Genomic DNA, 17,819 nt, shown 5'->3' with positions numbered 1-17,819 from the left:
GCGATTTCGGATCTTCTCAGGACGCTATCGCAATCGTCGTCGCCGTTTTGGCTTGAGGCTTCATCTGCTGGCCGGGTTGCTCAACTACCAGGCAACACATCCAATTTGATTCGTGCAAGAGGTCTAAGGTTTCAGGCGATTTGACGACACGCGCTAGGCCCAAGGCTGCTTGATGGGGCGAAATTTTGGGTGCAATCTTGGGCGAATTCGGCATGGTGGAGCGGTTGCGCTGCTCTGGCCCTGGGCGATCGCCTTGAAATTAACCATCTTTAGCCATCCGTTGATTAGCCCTTAAACTGGCGATCGTTGCGTTTGGCTTCCCCTATGATGGCTTCGATCGCCCCATCCCCCGCCCAGTTGGCAGCATTTGACCAGGCCTTGGAACGGGCTTTGGCCGGTGCGTTGTTGTCGCCCTCTGAAGGGTTGGTGTTGCTGGAAACGGCCTATCAATCCAAGGATTCGGCCCCGCGCGATCGACTGCGATCGGTGGCGGATCAGCTTCGGCAACGGCAAGCGGGCGAAACGGTCACTTACGTGATTAACCGAAATATTAATTTCACCAATATCTGCGAGCAGCATTGCAATTTCTGTGCATTTCGGCGGGATGCGGATCAGGTGGGGGCCTATTGGCTCGATCGGGCGCAAATTTTGGAAAAAGCCGCCGACGCGGTGGCCCGGGGAGCCACAGAAATTTGTATGCAAGGGGGACTGAACCCCGAGGCGAAATATCAGGGGCGATCGCTGGATTACTACTTGCAACTGGTGCGATCGATTAAAGACACCTTTCCCCAACTGCATCTGCACGCCTTTTCGCCCCAAGAAGTGCAATTCATTGCCCGAGAAGATGACCTGTCCTTGGCGGCTGTGATTGGGGCCCTGCGAGATGCGGGGGTGGGGTCAATGCCCGGCACGGCGGCGGAGGTGTTGGTGGATTCGGTGCGGCGGATTTTGTGCCCGGAAAAAATCAACAGTGCCACTTGGTTGGAGATTGTGGAAACGGCCCATCGCCTGGGATTGCCCACCACCAGCACCCTGCTCTCGGGTCACATTGAAACCCCTGCTGAACAAATTGCTCATTTGGAACGCCTGCGATTGCTCCAGCAACGATCGCGCGATCGGGGCGATCGGGGCATCACGGAGTTTATTCTGCTGCCCTTTGTGGGCCAGGATGCGCCACCGGCCTTGCGGCGACGGGTGGGCCGCGATCAGCCAATTCTGATCGATGCCCTGATTTTGATGGCCGTGGCGCGGCTATACCTGGGCCCGGTGATTGCCAACCACCAGCCCAGTTGGGTGAAGTTGGGTCTGGCGGGAGCCACCGAAGCCTTGCGTTGGGGTTGCAATGATTTGGGCGGAACCCTGATGGAAGAGCACATCACCACCATGGCTGGAGCCACGGGTGGGACTTGCCAAAGCCCGGAGGATTTGCGTGGGGCGATCGCTGCCTTGGGCCGACCGGCTCGCCAGCGGGACACTCTTTATGAGGCGATCGACGGCCCAATCAATGGGGCAACTGATCCAGCCATCGACAGGGCGATCGATCCTTCCCGATCGGCCGCATAATGATCCGGCTGTTGCGATCGCCCGCACCCCCATGGACTATCCCGATGCAATGCCCGCCGACTTGGCCCCCGACGCGATCGAGCCGGTGGCCCGCCCGTCCCTAACCACTGAAAATTTGGAGCCACCCACGGATCTGAGTTTGCAGTTGCCGGATCCGGAAGACGACAAAATCAGCTTCAGCGATTTCCAAATCCAAATTGACAATGCCTGGCGCGTTTGCGATCGCTTCGACCTGCAAACGGATATTTGGCGGGGACGGATTTTGCGGATTGTGCGCGATCGAGAAAAACGCAGTGGTGATGGCCGGGGCACGGGCTTCCTGAACTGGCTGAAGGATCGTGAAATCAGCAAAAGTCAAGCCTATAGCCTGATTGAGCTGGCCGACAGCGCCGATCGGCTGATGGATCAAGACGCGCTGGAACCGGAAACCCTTCGCCACTTCAGCAAGCGTGCCTTTGTGGCCACGGCCAAAGCCCCCGCCGAAGTGCAACACATGGTGGTGGCCGCGGCTCATCAGGGCGATCGAATCGCCACCAACACCGTTCGTCGCCTCACCGATGAGTGGCAGGCCGCCACCTCCGAGCTGCTGCCCGAAAACATTCGCATCAAAGCCGCCGAGCATTCCCTTCCAGCCCGCTACCTTGCGCCCCTGGTGCGGGAAATGGAAAAGCTGCCCGAGGTGCATCAGGTGGCCCTGCGCGAGGAAATTGAAGACCAACCGGATAAGGAAACGGTGAAACAGGCCACGGCCCAAGCGAAATTTTTGGCGCGATACTTGGACGCGGCCACGCGAGTTGCGGCACTCGATCGCCCGGAACTGGATCTAGAACAGGCCCTGGAAGAAGCCCTGCGGCTCGGTAGCTTGAATTTGGCGGCGGACTTGGTGAACCAAGCGGCCCAACTGGAACAGGCGATCGCCAAAACCTACAGCAGTTGGAAACGGGTGCGCGACCTGGCCGATCGGCTCTGGGTGGATAGCGGAGCCAGCACCCCCCACCTCCGCAACCTGATTAGCTGCCTGGGAACCCTTTCCAGCGAACAAGTCAGCGTTCCCCTGGCCGGTGGGGGCGATCGGGTCGTGCGCTTGCAAGTGCTGGAAGAAGCCGAAGTTGGAGCCGAAGTCGAACCATTCCCAGCGCCATAAACCAGTTCCCAAGGAATATCAAAAGCCAGGGCAAGATGATTGGGTTTTTGAATTAAATTCGCCAATTTGATGGATCAGGTGAATTTTTAGAACCGATCCAGAAATTTGGAGAAAATCACCCTTCCTATTGTCGAAAAACGCCCAAAAACCGACAAGAACGCCCATCGCCGTCAATCGTTAGAATCACGCAGGATCCGTGAGGATCCATCGCTAGGCAATTACTAAGCCGCATGTCAAAATCGCGATGATGGTTGACGGCGGCACAGTACTTAGCGCAGACGGTGACACGGGCTATGGCAACAAAACGGACGAACGTGAAGACGGCGTTAGGGCGAATTGCGATCTCCCAGGGTCTGGGATCTCTGCTTTGGTCGGGGGGGCTGTGGGGGCCGATCGCGCCGGGTTGGGCGATCGAACCGGAAGCCGCCCAAACGCCCCAATGGCTGGCCCAACTGCCCCCCGACACCCGCCCGGTTCCTGACCTCAACCGCGATCGGTTTCCCCAAACGGGCCCAGACCCGCTGCAACCCCTGCCGGACGATCGCCCCGCGATCGACTCGCCCAACCCGATTACGCCACCCCAGCCCTTGGATCCCAATGCGCCCCGCTTTTTGGTGAAGCAAATTGTGGTGGAAGGCAGCACCTGGCTCTCGGCCGCCGAACTGGCCGCCCTGACCCAACCCAGCGAGGGCCGCGAACTCACCCTCAGTGAACTGCAATCCCTGGCCGACCGCATCACCCAGCGCTATTTGGATGCAGGCTATCTCACCTCCCGTGCCTACGTGCCCGAACAGACGATCGGCCCCGATGGGATTGCCAAAATCGCCGTCATTGAGGGCTACCTCTCGGATATTCGGATTGAAGGAACCCAGCGCCTGAGCCAAAACTACCTGCGATCGCGCATTCAACTGGGAGCCGGCCGCCCCCTCAACGCCGCCCACCTGGAAGACCAACTGCGGCTGCTGAAGGCGAACCCACTGCTAGAGACGATCGAGGCCAGCTTGCGAGCCGGCAACGGCCCCGGCGAAAGCATCCTCACTGTCCGAGTCACCGAAGCCAAAGCCTTGCGTGGCAGCATCAGCACCGACAACTACTCGCCCCCCAGCATTGGCTCCGAACGCGGCATCCTCGCCCTGCAATATCGCAATTTGACGGGCATTGGCGACGAAGCCAGCTTCAGCTACAGCCACACCTGGCAAGACGGAGCCGACGTGCTGGATTTTGGCTATCGTCTGCCCGTGAACCCCATGGAAGGCACGATCCAGTTTCGGTTCTCGCCCAACTGGAACGAAATTGTGCAGCCCCAGTTTGCGGAATTGGGAATTCGCGGCAAATCCCAGCTTTATGAAGTGACTTACCGCCAGCCCCTTGTGCGATCGCCCCGCGAAGAATTTGCCCTTTCCCTAGGATTCAGTCACCAGCGCGGTCAAACCTTCCTGTTTGATGACGTGGGCTTTCCCTTTGGCATTGGCCCCGACGAAGACGGCCGCAGCATCACCAGCGTGTTGCGGTTTGGGCAAGATTACCTGCGCCGCGACCCCAATGGGGCCTGGTTGTTGCGATCGCAGTTCAACCTAGGAACCGGCCTGTTTGATGCCACCACCAACGGCGGCGACGACCCCGACGGGCAGTTTTTTAGCTGGAATGGCACGGTTCAGCGAATTCAGCGCCTGAATCCCACCCATCTGTTGATTCTGCAAGCGGATGTGCAATTGGCCTTTGATGAACTATTAGCCTCGCAGCAGTTTGTGATCGGTGGGGGGCAGTCCGTGCGCGGGTTCCGCCAAAACGTGCGATCGGGCGATAGCGGCTTTCGACTGTCCGTGGAAGATCGCATTACCCTGCTGCGCGACTCCTCCGGCGCACCCACCCTCACCTTGGCTCCCTTCATTGATGCGGGATATGTTTGGAACCACGGCAACAACCCCAACCCCACCCCAGATCAGCGGTTTCTGGTCGGTGCGGGAGCGGGACTGTTGTGGGAACCCTTCACGGATTTTCTGGTGCGTTTAGATTACGGTCTGCCGTTAGTGGATTTGGACGATCGCGGTTCCAATGCTCAAGATTCCGGAGTCTATTTCAGCGTCACCTACCGGTTCTAAATCGTGCTTGTGCCATTTTTCCTGTGAGTGTGATGGGGTTTGCTGCTGAAAACAATTCCCCGCCTGATCGACTGATCGGGCGGGGATGCAATAAGCTGGAAACTTAAAAAAAAGGGACAGGCAAAACCAACGACCAGCACCCTGCAAAAGGGTCGCGCAACATTACAGGTCGATCGGGGCCACCACTTCCACCAACTCCGCTTCTAACCGCAGGGATCCCGAGGGCATCTCTTCCACCTCAGCCCGCTGCTGGCGAGCGCCCCAGGCAATCAACCCTGGCAAAACCAAGCACAGCGCGCCGCTACCAATGCCGCACAGCGTAGCAATCGTCACTCCGCTATCCATAGCAACCCCTCCTGGCTTTGTATTGAGATTTGTATTGAAAACGAATTGGCTATGTTCGGTTCTGTTTTCAGGGAACCGATGCCCAAAAGTCGGGTCAAGCGGGGTCAAATTGAGAGCTTAGACCTGAACTTCATTGTCGCTAAATTTCTGATCAAAACTGAAGTCTTTGGCGATTCAAAAAAGCTTTTTTGTGTATAAATTCCGCTAATGGTTGATCCCAATTAATTCCAATTGTTAATCAAAAAGTTCATAATTCTTTAAGATTTGATACCCGTTTTGGAGCCAAAATTCTCAGATCTTTTTAAGACATTCCAAAAGAAAGAAACTTATGCCATCAGTCTTTGGGGGGATTGCTGGGCTGAGGGCGATCGACTCTGCCGAAGTAGGGAAGGGGGCGATCGATCCGGGCGAGCATCGAAAAACTCCCGTTCATCACCTCAAAAATTGTCACAACACTTATTCCTAGCCGCAGGAGCACCCCAAACAAGAGGCTGAACCCCCTTGCCCTCAAGATTTCGCAACGGTAGAACCAGAGTTTGGAGGATCCGAGAACAGGCTCTCCGCCCCAGACCGCAGGCTCAAACGCAGCCCCAGATCGACGACTGAAACAAACCCTAGGACAGTTGCGTCATTGGCTTCAGCAGTTACCGAGCAAAATCGCCCAAAATGCTGGTTTTTGCCCGCTAAACGTTGGGTCAGGCTGTGGCGTTCATGGAAGCGGCTAATCGTCCGCATCATGCCCAACTCAACTCGCGACAATCATCACTAGCTTTCATCACTCGCTCATCACTCGCTTTGATGCCTTGCTTCCATGCCTCCGCAGGCTGTCTTTGGGTCGCCTGGCCCTTGGATGACAGTCGGCGGGTGGCGGCGCTTGGGTGACGATATGTAGATGAAGGTGCGATCAGTCCTCGATCGACTTCCCGATCGGGTGTTTGCCACCGCCCATTGCCGTCCTTCGTTTAGTTTTCCCTATCACCAGGAGTTGAATCATGCCTACCGTCACTGTTGCCGGGACGATCAATGCCGTTGATGCCAATAACAGCGGTCTCTATCCTTTACGCACTGTGCCCTTTGGGGAATACACGATCACAGGATTGACGGCAGGCAGCACCCAAATTGTCGCCTCGGCCAATGCCAGCACCCTCGATCCCTACCTGCAAGTTTTTAAGAAAAGCGGCACAACCTTGACCCTGGTGGCCGATAACTACGACTCTTCGCCCACCAACAAAAATTCCTTAGTGCAATTTGCCGCCGAAGCGGGAACTCAGTACGTGGTGCGTATTGCTCGCAGCAGCGCCGATGCTGGAGGGTTCAACCTACAAGTGACCAATGATGCCAGCGCCGTGATTGCGGGGCCCACGGCAGCCGGGACGGCGGATCTATCAGTGGGTGACATCACGAGCCAATCCTTCACGTTCCCCACCTTCCCCACAGTGGCGGAATTGGCCTCGCCCAATGGCATTCCTAGCGGCCCTTCCACAGGGCGCGATGACCTGTCGGGGTTGCCCCTGTTTTACCTGTCTGACGATGCAGACAACACCAACTTGGGTGTGCGGGTCGAAACTAAGGGCTTCTTCGTGGTGGGTCTGAATGGCAATGACACCATTACTGGCTCCTCGGAGAATGATTTCTTCAACGGCAACCGGGGTAACGATGTGTTGCTGGGTGGGGATGGCATTGATCAAATTCGGGGTGGCAAAGACTCCGACAGCATTGATGGCGGAATCGGCAACGAAATTATTCTCAATGGCAACGATGGCAACGATTTGGTGCGGGGCGGCGAAGGCAATGACACGGTGAATGGTGGCCGCAACTCTGATCTGCTGTTTGGGGACAATGGGGATGATCAACTGTCGGGCGATTTTGGCCAGGATATTTTGACCGGGGGCGCGGGGGCTGATTCCTTTGTGCTGCGGGCCGATCGCGACACCACGGCGGGCTTGTCCAACACGGCAACCAGTGCCAACAGCGCGGATATTGTGGCGGATTTTGTGCTGGGAACAGACAAGATTCGGCTGAACACGAGTGATAGCCTGACGCTGGAGAAGCTGAGTTTTGAGTTTGTGGCGATTAATGTGTCCACGGAAATTACCGGGGCCCTCACAACGGGGGTGAAAACGGGCACAGCCATCAAGGTCAATGATCCAACTTCAGCGGTGAATGGTCAGTATTTGGGTGTGGTGTTGGGAGTGTTGCCGGGGGCACTGAATCAGTCGGCTAACTTTACAGTCGGTTAGGGATTGGGGTGCCGGGTTAATGGTTCCTCTTCTGACCCGCTGCACCTGACCCGCTGTCCCTTGGCCTTAAAAAGGGGATGAACCTGTTATTGGTTCATCCCCTATCACGTTTGGATTGGTCAAGCCTGCTCAGTCAAACTTGCACCATTTAGGTTGTATCGATCTTAGATCGATCTCAGGTTGTATTGATCCGGCCGCGCTTGCTCATCACCCACGATTGATCTGTGATCCGGCGAAGAACAGCGGCCGATCGTCAACCCTAGCCAGACTAGGGAGTCGTGGTGGGGCTGGGGCTAGCAGCAGGGCTGGCTTCGGGGCTAGCAGCGGGGCTGGCTTCGGGGCTAGCAGCAGGGCTGGCTTCGGGGCTAGCAGCGGGGCTGGCTTCGGGGCTGGCAGGGGCTTCACCGCCGCCACCACCGCAAGCGGTTGCCAGACCAGCAACCAAGCTTGCTGCCACAACACCACGGGCAACGCGGGAAACCAAAGTCTTCAGGGTGGATTTCATGTTTGTTGTCACTCCTCAACAGCACAAAATGGGGTAGTCAAATGAACCCGACTGTCATCTTAAACGATGCGATCGGGAATCCGGGTAATTTGGCGGAGATCAGATTCCTGAGGATTCTATGACAACCGCCACAATGGAGGTCGTGACCGCTCTCCATTGGGTTTTGGTTACGTTAACCCATTGTTAACCAAGAAACCTAACGCTGATTCTAGATCGACCTGTCGCTTTTGGTACGACAAGCGGGGCATTCTCGTGCAATGGTAGTTTGATTTTGCACTTTTCCTCAGCGATCGGTTGTAATTCGCCTAGGGTTGTGGGCCTGCGGAGGCGGAAACGCCTGATGTGGCAACCGATGCAGCTCCTTGGGGCCAGTTCAAGACGCGGTTGAGTTTGCCGCTCACGAGTCCCTCCAGGTCTAGGCAAACATACAAAAAACCCAGCGCTTGGAAATCTTGGACTAGTTTGGGCAGGTCGATCGCCCCCACAAAGTCCTTAATCAGCGCTGGCGGCAGTTCAATGCGGGCCGTGTCGCCCTCCGATCGCACCCGCAAATCGCGATAGCCCAACTGTCGGAGATAGCGCTCGGCTCGACCCACCCGCTGCAATTTTTCGAGGGTGATGGTTTCGCCGTAGGGAAAGCGGGAACTCAGGCAGGGTTGGGCCGGTTTGTCCCACCAGGGCAAGGCCAATTCCTTCGAGAGTTCGCGCACTTCGAGCTTGCTGATCCCCAGCTCGGCCAGGGGCGATCGCGCGCCTCGTTCCTTGGCGGCCTGGATCCCCGGTCGGTAGTCCCGGAGATCATCCGCATTCACCCCATCCACCACGTAGGGATAACCCCGGGCGATCGCGATCGGCTTCAAGGTGTCGTGTAGCTCGCTCTTGCAGAAATAGCAACGATTGGTGGGGTTAGCGGCGTAGTTGGGGTTATTTAGCTCATGGGTTTGCACAATTTCATGGGCAATGCCAATGGCAGCCGCTTGGGCCTGGGCCTCTAGCAAGTCATCGGGCAATAGGGAAGGGGACTCGGCGGTGATGGCCACTGCGCGATCGCCCAGCACATCAAAGGCCACCTTTGCGACGAGGGTGCTGTCAATGCCACCGGAGTAGGCAATGAGGGCGCGATCCATCTCTTGAAACAACGATCGAAGGCGATCCAGTTTGGCGGTGACCGTCATTTACCCACGCTCCATGGAACTTGCGAGAGAACTAGTTTAAAAGTTCCGTCGTGGCCTTTCCCAGTTATGCACACCCAATCTTGGATGTTTTAGGGCTGTAGGGGCCTTGGTGGGTTCAGGATGGTTTCAGCCACAGGGCATCATCAACCACGGTGCACTGTCAGCCATGGGGCGTTATTTGAAAAAGCCCGTGAACGTGTAGCCCACACCCAATAGGAGGGCCACATCGGTGTTGTCGTCTAAGAAGGCGGCGGCCACTCGTCCGGTGGCTGTCCAGCGGTAACTGAGGGGGACATCAATGCCGCCTGTGAGCGCGAAGCCCACGTCTGTGTCATCGCCGAATAGGTCACTGATGGCTAAGCCGCCACCCACGAAGGGCACGATCGAGATGTCGCCTGTTTCCTGATTGCGAATGGGAAAATCGGCGGTTAGGGCAATCACCGAAGTGCCACCATCGCCCAAAATGCTGGCGTTGTGTAGGGAAAGGTTTTCGCTGAAAGCCGTTTTGCTCAGAAGGGCAAAGCCGCCTTCACCCAGGGCGCTGGAGTCGTCATCGCCACTCAGCCCGATCGCCCCACCAACACCGATGTAGCTGAATTTGCTGCTGGTGCGGCGGCCATTGGCGGCGCGATCGGGCTGTTGAGCAAGCTGACCATCGAAATGCGAGTCGGCTTCCAAAGCAGCAGGAGCAACGGCGAGGGTGGGTACTGCTTCCTGCAACCGATTGGCCTGAGTGGACGGCGCACCGAATTGATCAAGGGCGATCAGTTGGCGGCTGTCTTGCTCGGTGGCGGGCAAGTCTGCCGCCAATTCCGTCAGCTCAACAGCGGGGGTTGCTTGGGCCGGTTGGCCAACGGCTCCTAACCCGATCGTGAACGCCAGGGCCAGGCCCGCCCGCAGGGGATCCAACATCAAAGGCATGGTTTACACTCCTCCACAATCAACGGCAACAGACAACAGGACAAGCAACTCAAGGCAAGCAACTCAAGATCAGCAACTGTTGAGCAGCCCATCATGGAGACTTGTTGAGCGATGGGTTGAGCTGTGTGCCCGATCGTGATGGGTTGAACCGTGGGCGATGGGTTGCCAGCGGCCAAAACCGGTTTCCCCAGGTCTCAACAGGTCTCCATGGATTTGGGCTGAGGGGTCAGTCCCTCCAGTTGCCGCGATTATAGGAATTGCCCTTGAGCGCACCATGGGGTGAGTGCCAGCCCCCCATCTGGGCTAAGGGGGTTGGGCCAGTTGCCCGGCAGACTATGCCACCCATGAAAGGTTCTGAACTGAGGACTCTAAATTTGCAGCACCCCCTCCGGCCGAACAGTCAACAGGGTGCGGCGTTGTAATCCTTCCTCATGACAAATTTCATTGGCTGCTAGCAGGCCACTGCTAATGGCCCGTTCCATCAGACCGCAAGGGAAGGGCATTTTCACCCAATCACCCGCAAACATGAGGTTGCTTGCACCCGATCGCGTGGCAGGGCGTTGGGAATAGCTGCCGGGGGGGAAGCCAGAGAAATTCTTTTGATTCACCAGCTCGCGATGCAAAATTGTGGCTCCCTTGAGGGCCGGCACCAGCTCGTATAATTCCTGCTCAAAGGTGGTGAGCAGGGCTTCTTGGGTGGGGAATTCGGCTTCTTTGTAGCAGTAAGCATGGAGTTCAACCACGCTGCCCCCTGTGCGATCGGCCCAGGCTTTGTAGTCCTCTTGGATTTTGTGATAGCGGGTGATGCTGTCCGTTAGGCGGTAGCCCGAGAGGGAGGTGAATTCGCTTTGATCCCAATCAAAGTCGCGATCGAACCAGATGCGGGCCACCGCAAAAGGATCCGCCACGGTGAGCTGGGCCACTTGCGATCGGGTGGGTTCGGCCACGTCCCCTTCGGCAATGTCAAACAGATGGCGAATGCCCTTCACATCCGCTGCAAAAACGAAATAGTCCGCTTCCACCACCTGGCTCGGGGTACGATCGACCGCTGCGGCCGCCAATTGCACCCGATCGCCCGATCGCTGCTCCACGTGGTAGCGAGCTAGGGGCTTGGTGGCGGGACCCTGAAGCACCTTGCCCTCACGATCGAACCGGGCCCCATGGCAAGGACATTGGAACGTGCCGTCTGCCTGGGGAGCCACCGTACAGCCCTGGTGCGTGCAGGTTAACGACAGCGCTGATCCCTCCGCCACCGCATAGACCTCATCGCCGCCCCCAAAATATTCCGGGCGATTCGCCAGCGGTTGAGCTGTGACCGGCTGCTCGGTGGCCGCAGCCTCCTGGGTTTCTGGATGCTGGGAAGTGGCTTGGGTACTGGCTTCGTTCAGCGAACTGTGGCGATCGACCCAGAACGGAACTGGAATTGCGGATCCCGTTTGGCGGTAGCTCAGGGACGTGATTTGTTGATCCTGCCATGCCACCCGATCGACCTGAGCATTGACGATGATTTTGCCCCCATTGGCCTCGATCGCCCGCATCATCGGCTCCACCAACGTGCGGCCCATGTCCTGCTTCGTGCCGTTAAAGGCCAGCCCCTCCGGATTGCCAAAGAAATAGAAATGGAAAAACTGCATTAACTCGCCCGCACTCAGCACATCCGGCGAGTTGAGCGTGGATTTGCCAAAGGGTAGGAAATACAGGTCATATAGGCCCTTGGGGAAGTCATTGGCCGCCCAGTCTGTCACGGCGATCGCATCGAGTTCCTCGTAGGTCTTCGTGGGTTCAAATCCCGTAATGGCCCGAAACACGGCCCAATGGGCGGGGCTGGTGAGATTTAACCCCCAACGAAACCGATTCGGCGAAGAAATGGCCAAATCGACAATATTCCAAGGGAAGGATGAATGGGTGGGGCGAAATACTTCCGGTGCATAGGTTTTATCCTTGTACAGCACCGAATAGCGCTCCAAGGACAGAAAATCTTGACGGATATTCATTTCTTCCGTCAGGGCCCACAGGTTGTAGTACTGCGGGAAAAAGCCATGAAACCCATGCTCCATCATCAGCGATTCACCATTGACCGTGATGGGCCAACTGGCAATTTTGCCGCCTAGGTGGGGCGATCGCTCCAGTAGTGTCACCACAAATCCACGTCGGCTCAATTCATAGGCCGCTGCCAAACCCGCCAAGCCACCGCCGACCACAGCCACCCGCTTAGGGCGATCGTCCGGTAACCGCGTTGGCAACGTCAGGCGATCGGGTTGATATTGACTAGGCTCCGGCTTCATGAACCGTGAGTAGCCGAGGGCGCTGCCCACCGCACCCACACCAAGCAACTGCAAAGCTGTGCGACGCGAAAACGTTGATGCAGGATCCATTGATGCCGAGTCCGTTGATCCAGAATCCGCAGAATTCGGCTGGGGAAAAAGAGTCATGGGGAAAGGAAGACAGTAAACGGCACAAGTTACGGCACAAATTCCTGAACTGGTTCAGGAACCGTTTTCCGAGTTGCCAACAGGGCCAAGTGGTGCGGCGGGCGCGTGGTGCTCCCTTTTTGCCGCCACTCGCGAATCCTAGCCTACGATTGTGCCGAATTCCCTGGGGTTCTGTCACCTACATCCGGTTTAGGAATCCCGTGGTGGCAAGTTCCCGCGCGATCGCTCCAGCCCTGAGCAATGACCAATTAATGACCAATCCAGGATCAGCATCGATTCAGCACCGATTCAGCACCGATGTGGGTCTGCTGTGGATCTGCTGTGGATCTGCCAATCTCTAGGGTTCTTGATCCTGCACCAAAGCAGGGTTCCAAAAATCGCCATAAATTGCCAAAATTGATGCTTATTCGGTGTTTTTGCTGAAAATTTTGAATTCTGTGCCAAGCGATCGATCTTCCTTCCCCAAGACAGACCCGGTAACTTTACCGGTAACTTTAATTGAAGACCTCAACTCAACCTTGGGTTCGAGATCACTTCAAAACCACTACGGGGTGAAATCAAAAATATGGCGCTTCTGACTGCATCCGAAATTCAAGACCACCTGACTGCTCTGCCCAACTGGGTGCTGGAGGGAAGCACTATTGTTTGTCGTCGCCGGTTTGCGGACTTCATCACGGCGATCGCCTTTGTTAATCAGCTTGTGGAACCCGCCGAAGCAGCCAACCACCATCCGGATTTGGAAATCAGCTATAACAAAGTGACGATCACCCTCAGCACCCATGACGAAGGGGGCTTGACGGCCAAGGATTTTGATCTGGCTGCCAAGATTGATCAGTTAGGCTAAGAGGATGTCTGAAAAGTATTTGTTGGCATAGGTCAAGCAATAATCGCCGCCGGGGCAAGGGACTTAAGCCCCCTGTCGTCGTCGGTTGGCAAGACCTGCAAGGCAGCTATTTAAGCTTTTCAGACATCTTCTAGAGATGGACGAAACGAGGACAAACTGCTGAGATCAACCCGGCAAGAGGTTGAAAATAGAAACATTGGGGAAAAGCTGTCTGAAGTTGCCTATTTCCTTAATTAATTGAATCCTCTTGCGCTGCAATGCTCAACTGATTATCTGCAGTTCACTTCAGACTTGATTGCTAAATCATTGAGCAACACCAGTCCTTTCATTCGTCATTCTTTTGATGCATTATTCCTGCGATCTTGGTAAATGTGCTTGACTGCAAGGCTTGACTGCAGATTAATGACCAGTCTCTGAGGGGGTTTTGCATCGTTTTTAATAACTAAGCTTCCCTTCCCACCCTGTTATGCTATCGAGCGAATCGGTGAATTCAGTTTCTATCTGGGGCGAACGGGATTTCTTACAGGAAGCAGCCAGCCAAGCTTCTTTGGTTGAAGAGTTGCTGGCGATCGCCACGGCCCTGTCGGCGGTTAGCGACCTGGATGAATTGTTGGCGCTGATTCTCACCACTTGCCGAGAGCTGACTTGGAGTGATGCGGGCAGTGTCTATCTAATTGATCGCAGTGATGACACACCTAAGCTGATTTTCAAAGTTGCCCAAAATGCCTCGCAGCCCAATGCCTCGTTTCGGGAATTCGCCATGCCCCTGGCCCGACGCAGCTTGGCGGGCTATGTGGCGCTCACGGGCAAAAGCCTGAGCATTCCCGATGCTTACTGTTTGCCAGCGGGAGTTCCCTACCAGTTCAATCACAACTTCGATAGTGGCTTTTCCTACCGAACCCGATCGGTGATTGTGGTGCCCATGCAAAACCTGAATGGCGAAACGATCGGGGTGTTGCAACTGATTAATCGCAAAACGGATCCCCGCGTGATCGTGGATCCTTGGAATGCGATGGAGGTGACCCGTCCCTATACGGAATGGGAAGAGCGCGTGGTGCAGGCCCTGGCTAGTTTGGCGGCCATTTCGATCGAGCGCAGCAATCTACAGGAAAGTATTGAAGCTCTCTTTGAGGGGTTTGTGCGGGCGGCGGTTCAGGCGATCGAGTCTCGAGATCCTTGCACCTCCGGCCACTCGGAGCGGGTGGCCACCTTGGCGGTACGCCTGTGCGAAGTGGTGAACGAAATCCACACAGGGCCCTTGGCGGCCACCTACTTCACCCCTCGCCAAATTCAGGAAATTCGCTACGCCAGCCTGTTGCACGACTTTGGTAAGGTTTGTGTGCCCGAAGCGGTGTTGGTGAAACAGAAAAAGCTTTATCCCGATCAGCTAGAGGTGATTCGTCACCGGTTTGCCCTGGCCCGGCGGACGCTGGAACTGGATTGTTTGCAGGTGAAGTACCGCTACTGGGTTGAGCACCCGGAATTATTAACCGCTTACCAAAGTCGGTCGTCGGCTCCTGAGTCCTCGAATGGGGCCTCTAGCTCTGGGGCTTCTAAGCTGGCGGAGTCGAACGGCCATGAGCTAGCGGCCGCCAAGGCGACCCAAACCATGGCCCCTCATAACCCCCATACAACGATCGCCAATGCGGTGGCGGTGAACCCGCTCGATCGTCTGGACTCGGAGCTAACGGCGGCCTTGGATGAGTTGGATCAGTATTGGACATTACTCCTAGAAGCCAATGAGCCGCAGGTGCTGGAAGCGGAGCCGCTGGCCCAACTTCAGGAGTTGGCGAGTTACACCTATCGTGATGTGGATGGGCAACAGAAACCCTTGGTGACGGCGGCGGAAATTGAGCAACTGACTGTTCCCCGAGGCACGTTGACCAGCGCGGAACGCAGCGCAATTCAGTCCCATGTGACCCACACTTACCAATTTCTAAATCGCATTCCCTGGACAAGCTATTTGCGTCAAGTACCGGAAATTGCCTACGGCCACCACGAAAAGCTGGATGGCTCGGGCTACCCCCGGGGACTGCAGGCAGGTGAAATTCCGATCCAAACGCGCATCATGTCGATCGCGGATGTTTACGATGCGTTGACGGCGGCCGATCGCCCCTACAAGCGAGCAATTTCCACCAGCTCTGCCCTCACGATCCTGCGGCAAGAGGCCCAAATTAATCGGCTGGATTCGGTGCTGGTGAGCCTGTTTGAGGAAAAAGCGGTTTACCAGGCGATCGGCCATGCGCTCGACCATCAATTGCTCCGGCCCCAGTCGGCGCTAGACGGCCCGTTCTGGAGCTGAAAGGGCCAGAAAACCTGCCCAGCCTCCGCAAAAGATTTTTTAAAACTTTGGAAAGTCTTGCGATCGCACGCCCACAAACCGATTGGGATTTTCGGCAGCGGTCACTAATTTTCAGTGGTACTCTATAAAGGTGATATGGAAAAATCGGCCCGAATCGCCTTATTGCGATTTTTCAGACCATCTTCCAGACAGGTGTGAGGATAGGAGAGCGTAATGTCAAAGTTGATTTGGAAAGCCCTGCTGGCTAGCCCGGCGATCCTAGGCGCTGCGGTTGTGGCAGCCTCGCCGGCTTCAGCCCAACAAGTTTCTTCAACCACCGTGCCGTCGGTGAGCGCCCTGGAAGCGACTGACGACGGTTCGACCCTGAGCAACCTCGACCAGCTCAACCAATACGGCCGCGAAGGCCGCGGCCGCCGTACCAACAGCGCCGAGCAAGTGACCTCCGTGTCGCAACTGTCGGACGTGCAACCCACCGATTGGGCCTTCCAAGCCCTGCAATCGCTGGTGGAACGTTACGGTTGCATCGCCGGTTATCCCGATGGCACCTACAAGGGCAACCGGGCCATGACCCGCTACGAGTTCGCGGCTGGTTTGAATGCTTGCCTCGATCGAATCCAAGAATTGCTCGTGACCAACGTGGCCGACTACGCCACCAAGGCCGATCTAGAAGTCCTGAAGAAATTGCAGGACATGTTCAAGACCGAGCTGGCCGCGCTGCGCGGTCGCGTAGACACCTTGGAAGGTCGGATTTCTTATCTGGAGAAAACCCAATTCTCCACCACCACCAAGCTGACCGGCGAAGCCATCATGATGCTGGCCGGTGCTACCTCGGCCAACCTGGATGATCTGGGTGATGCCTTCGATGGCAACAACGGTGACGACAACCAAGTGGTGTTCCAAAACCGTGTTCGCCTGAACTTCAACACCAGCTTCAGCGGGAAAGACCTGTTGATCACCCGCCTGCAAGTGGGTAACTCCAGGGGCTTCAACGGCGTGGCCGGCGAAACCGTGTTGACCAACCAAGTGTTTGGTGACACCGGCAACCAGTTCACCTTGGATACACTGCAATACCAATTCCCGATCGGGGAAAAAGGCCGCGGCTACCTGATGGCCAACGCGGGCGTTTGGGATGACATCTCCAATACCCTGAACCCCTACTTCGAAGACTACGACGGTGGTCGTGGTTCCCTGTCCACCTTCTCCCAACGCAGCCCCATTTACCGTCTGGGCGGTGGTGCTGGGATCGGCGTGAAGTACGACTTCAGCGAAAACTGGCAACTGTCGGCCGGTTATCTGGCCGGTGAAGCGGCTAACCCCCGCAGTGGCGATGGTGTGGGCGAAGGCGGCCTGTTCGATGGTCAATTCTCGGCCATGGCCCAGTTGACCTACACGAACGATGCCAAAACCTTTGGCTTGGGTCTGACCTATAACTACTCCTACTTCGGCGAAGGTGAGTTCGGCTTTGATAACGCCGGCTTCGTCAGCGGTTTCACGGGTACTCTGGCGGCCAACGTGTTGCCCCAACAGGATGCCGTGACCTCCAACTCAGTGGGTCTGCAAGGTTACTACCAATTCAGCCCCAAGGTGGCTCTGACCGGCTTTGTGGGTTACACAGGCGTTGACTCGAAGAGCGGCCGCTTCGATGATGCCGATATCTGGTACTACGCTTTGGGCTTGGCTCTGCCCGACCTCGGTAAGGAAGGGAACCTGGGTGGCATCTTTGTGGGTGCTCAACCCTACCTGACCAACATCGATGGCGATGATGTGGAGACCGATATCCCGCTGCAAGTGGAAGTGTTCTACAAGTACGCGGTTAACGACTGGATCTCGATCACCCCGGGCGTGATCTGGCAGATGAACCCGAACCAAGACAACGACAACGATGATGTCGTGATTGGTACGCTGCGGACGACCTTCGTGTTCTAGAGTGCTTTGTGCTAGTGCAAGCGCTAGCGCTTTTGAGGCTGATGGCGAGTTGCCCTGAATCTACGATTCCTGATTAGACTCAGGGACGATCGCCGGACTGTCGCGGTGGCTCAGTCTTCTGTTGAATCAGTCATTTCAGCCCCCTTTTAGCCTCACCCGTCACGGGTGGGGCTTTCGCTTTGTTGGAAGGCTGCGGGCAGCGATCCTAGTTCCCACAAATCTTTACAGCCGGGTTCTAGTAGAAGAGTTCGGCGCGATCGCCCCCCTTTGATAGACTAACTGAGCAAGCCCGAACGACTCTGGGGTTTCGTTGGCCAGCA

At 56.4% G+C, this 17,819-nt stretch carries 15 protein-coding genes and 1 pseudogene; 10 read left to right on the top strand and 6 right to left on the bottom strand.

Features of this window, described 5'->3' with window-relative positions; genetic code table 11:
* The 4 genes and pseudogenes from VPK24_RS06985 to VPK24_RS06970 all read left to right on the top strand — a co-directional run.
* A pseudogene (locus tag VPK24_RS06985) lies at positions 1 to 109 on the top strand (IS5/IS1182 family transposase); the annotation flags it as partial.
* A gap of 215 nt (positions 110 to 324) precedes the next feature.
* Positions 325 to 1,563: a 7,8-didemethyl-8-hydroxy-5-deazariboflavin synthase subunit CofH gene (gene cofH / locus VPK24_RS06980; RefSeq protein ID WP_393011641.1), complete on the top strand. Its 1,239-nt coding sequence runs from the start codon at positions 325 to 327 to the stop codon at positions 1,561 to 1,563.
* A gap of 49 nt (positions 1,564 to 1,612) precedes the next feature.
* On the top strand, positions 1,613 to 2,707 hold the full coding sequence (locus VPK24_RS06975) for a hypothetical protein (protein WP_393011643.1): 1,095 nt from the start codon (positions 1,613 to 1,615) through the stop codon (positions 2,705 to 2,707).
* A gap of 293 nt (positions 2,708 to 3,000) precedes the next feature.
* On the top strand, positions 3,001 to 4,809 hold the full coding sequence (locus VPK24_RS06970; protein ID WP_393011639.1) for a ShlB/FhaC/HecB family hemolysin secretion/activation protein: 1,809 nt from the start codon (positions 3,001 to 3,003) through the stop codon (positions 4,807 to 4,809).
* A gap of 162 nt (positions 4,810 to 4,971) precedes the next feature.
* On the opposite strand, the gene VPK24_RS06965 is transcribed toward VPK24_RS06970, so the two are convergent.
* The gene (locus VPK24_RS06965) at positions 4,972 to 5,154 is read right to left on the bottom strand and encodes a hypothetical protein (protein ID WP_393011637.1); all 183 of its coding nucleotides are present in this window, start codon (positions 5,152 to 5,154) and stop codon (positions 4,972 to 4,974) included.
* Between the two features lie 507 nt (positions 5,155 to 5,661).
* Positions 5,662 to 5,892 carry a hypothetical protein gene (locus VPK24_RS06960; RefSeq protein ID WP_393011635.1) on the bottom strand — a complete coding sequence of 77 codons (231 nt, stop codon included), beginning with the start codon at positions 5,890 to 5,892 and terminating at the stop codon, positions 5,662 to 5,664.
* 154 nt (positions 5,893 to 6,046) lie between these two features.
* Here VPK24_RS06960 and VPK24_RS06955 point away from each other — a divergent pair, with 154 nt between their 5' ends.
* Positions 6,047 to 6,187: a hypothetical protein gene (locus VPK24_RS06955; RefSeq protein WP_190354144.1), complete on the top strand. Its 141-nt coding sequence runs from the start codon at positions 6,047 to 6,049 to the stop codon at positions 6,185 to 6,187.
* Positions 6,147 to 7,394 carry a calcium-binding protein gene (locus VPK24_RS06950; protein ID WP_393011633.1) on the top strand — a complete coding sequence of 416 codons (1,248 nt, stop codon included), beginning with the start codon at positions 6,147 to 6,149 and terminating at the stop codon, positions 7,392 to 7,394. Before VPK24_RS06955 ends, VPK24_RS06950 begins: the two co-directional genes overlap by 41 nt.
* Before the next feature lie 268 nt (positions 7,395 to 7,662).
* Here VPK24_RS06950 and VPK24_RS06945 read toward each other — a convergent pair whose 3' ends face one another.
* From VPK24_RS06945 to VPK24_RS06930, 4 genes are all read right to left on the bottom strand, one after another.
* Entirely contained in the window at positions 7,663 to 7,899 is a 237-nt protein-coding gene (locus tag VPK24_RS06945; RefSeq protein ID WP_393011631.1) for a hypothetical protein, read from the bottom strand.
* 305 nt (positions 7,900 to 8,204) lie between these two features.
* Positions 8,205 to 9,074: an ATP-dependent sacrificial sulfur transferase LarE gene (larE, locus tag VPK24_RS06940; RefSeq protein ID WP_393011629.1), complete on the bottom strand. Its 870-nt coding sequence runs from the start codon at positions 9,072 to 9,074 to the stop codon at positions 8,205 to 8,207.
* Between the two features lie 174 nt (positions 9,075 to 9,248).
* Entirely contained in the window at positions 9,249 to 9,995 is a 747-nt protein-coding gene (locus VPK24_RS06935) for a hypothetical protein (protein ID WP_393011627.1), read from the bottom strand.
* A 368-nt stretch (positions 9,996 to 10,363) separates the two neighbouring features.
* Positions 10,364 to 12,370, bottom strand: a complete 2,007-nt coding sequence (locus VPK24_RS06930; protein WP_393011625.1) for an FAD-dependent oxidoreductase — start codon at positions 12,368 to 12,370, stop codon at positions 10,364 to 10,366.
* A gap of 260 nt (positions 12,371 to 12,630) precedes the next feature.
* Between VPK24_RS06930 and VPK24_RS06925 the strand changes: the two genes are divergently transcribed.
* From VPK24_RS06925 to VPK24_RS06910, 4 genes are all read left to right on the top strand, one after another.
* Positions 12,631 to 12,768, top strand: a complete 138-nt coding sequence (locus tag VPK24_RS06925; protein ID WP_393011623.1) for a hypothetical protein — start codon at positions 12,631 to 12,633, stop codon at positions 12,766 to 12,768.
* Between the two features lie 224 nt (positions 12,769 to 12,992).
* A complete protein-coding gene (locus VPK24_RS06920) occupies positions 12,993 to 13,271 on the top strand; it encodes a 4a-hydroxytetrahydrobiopterin dehydratase (RefSeq protein ID WP_190354150.1) in 279 nt (92 codons plus the stop codon).
* Positions 13,272 to 13,755: 484 nt separating this feature from the next.
* Entirely contained in the window at positions 13,756 to 15,573 is a 1,818-nt protein-coding gene (locus VPK24_RS06915) for an HD domain-containing phosphohydrolase (RefSeq protein ID WP_393011621.1), read from the top strand.
* Positions 15,574 to 15,786: 213 nt separating this feature from the next.
* A complete protein-coding gene (locus tag VPK24_RS06910) occupies positions 15,787 to 17,499 on the top strand; it encodes an iron uptake porin (protein WP_393011619.1) in 1,713 nt (570 codons plus the stop codon).
* The last annotated feature ends 320 nt before the right edge of the window (positions 17,500 to 17,819 follow it).

This window comes from Limnothrix redekei LRLZ20PSL1 (assembly GCF_043235035.1).
Lineage (GTDB): Bacteria > Cyanobacteriota > Cyanobacteriia > CACIAM-69d > CACIAM-69d > CACIAM-69d.
Note: the sequence above shows the minus strand (reverse complement) of the source record. Positions and strands in the feature narration are given on the sequence as shown.

What these genes read in the sequence shown, in the direction of transcription:
- cofH (WP_393011641.1), top strand. Translation starts at nt 325, where the DNA reads ATGATGGCTTCGATCGCCCCATCCCCCGCCCAGTTGGCAGCATTTGAC.
- VPK24_RS06930 (WP_393011625.1), bottom strand. Translation starts at nt 12,370, where the DNA reads ATGGATCCTGCATCAACGTTTTCGCGTCGCACAGCTTTGCAGTTGCTT.
- VPK24_RS06920 (WP_190354150.1), top strand. Translation starts at nt 12,993, where the DNA reads ATGGCGCTTCTGACTGCATCCGAAATTCAAGACCACCTGACTGCTCTG.
- VPK24_RS06945 (WP_393011631.1), bottom strand. Translation starts at nt 7,899, where the DNA reads ATGAAATCCACCCTGAAGACTTTGGTTTCCCGCGTTGCCCGTGGTGTT.
- VPK24_RS06970 (WP_393011639.1), top strand. Translation starts at nt 3,001, where the DNA reads ATGGCAACAAAACGGACGAACGTGAAGACGGCGTTAGGGCGAATTGCG.
- larE (WP_393011629.1), bottom strand. Translation starts at nt 9,074, where the DNA reads ATGACGGTCACCGCCAAACTGGATCGCCTTCGATCGTTGTTTCAAGAG.
- VPK24_RS06950 (WP_393011633.1), top strand. Translation starts at nt 6,147, where the DNA reads ATGCCTACCGTCACTGTTGCCGGGACGATCAATGCCGTTGATGCCAAT.
- VPK24_RS06975 (WP_393011643.1), top strand. Translation starts at nt 1,613, where the DNA reads ATGCCCGCCGACTTGGCCCCCGACGCGATCGAGCCGGTGGCCCGCCCG.
- VPK24_RS06965 (WP_393011637.1), bottom strand. Translation starts at nt 5,154, where the DNA reads ATGGATAGCGGAGTGACGATTGCTACGCTGTGCGGCATTGGTAGCGGC.
- VPK24_RS06955 (WP_190354144.1), top strand. Translation starts at nt 6,047, where the DNA reads ATGAAGGTGCGATCAGTCCTCGATCGACTTCCCGATCGGGTGTTTGCC.
- VPK24_RS06935 (WP_393011627.1), bottom strand. Translation starts at nt 9,995, where the DNA reads ATGCCTTTGATGTTGGATCCCCTGCGGGCGGGCCTGGCCCTGGCGTTC.
- VPK24_RS06910 (WP_393011619.1), top strand. Translation starts at nt 15,787, where the DNA reads ATGTCAAAGTTGATTTGGAAAGCCCTGCTGGCTAGCCCGGCGATCCTA.
- VPK24_RS06960 (WP_393011635.1), bottom strand. Translation starts at nt 5,892, where the DNA reads ATGATGCGGACGATTAGCCGCTTCCATGAACGCCACAGCCTGACCCAA.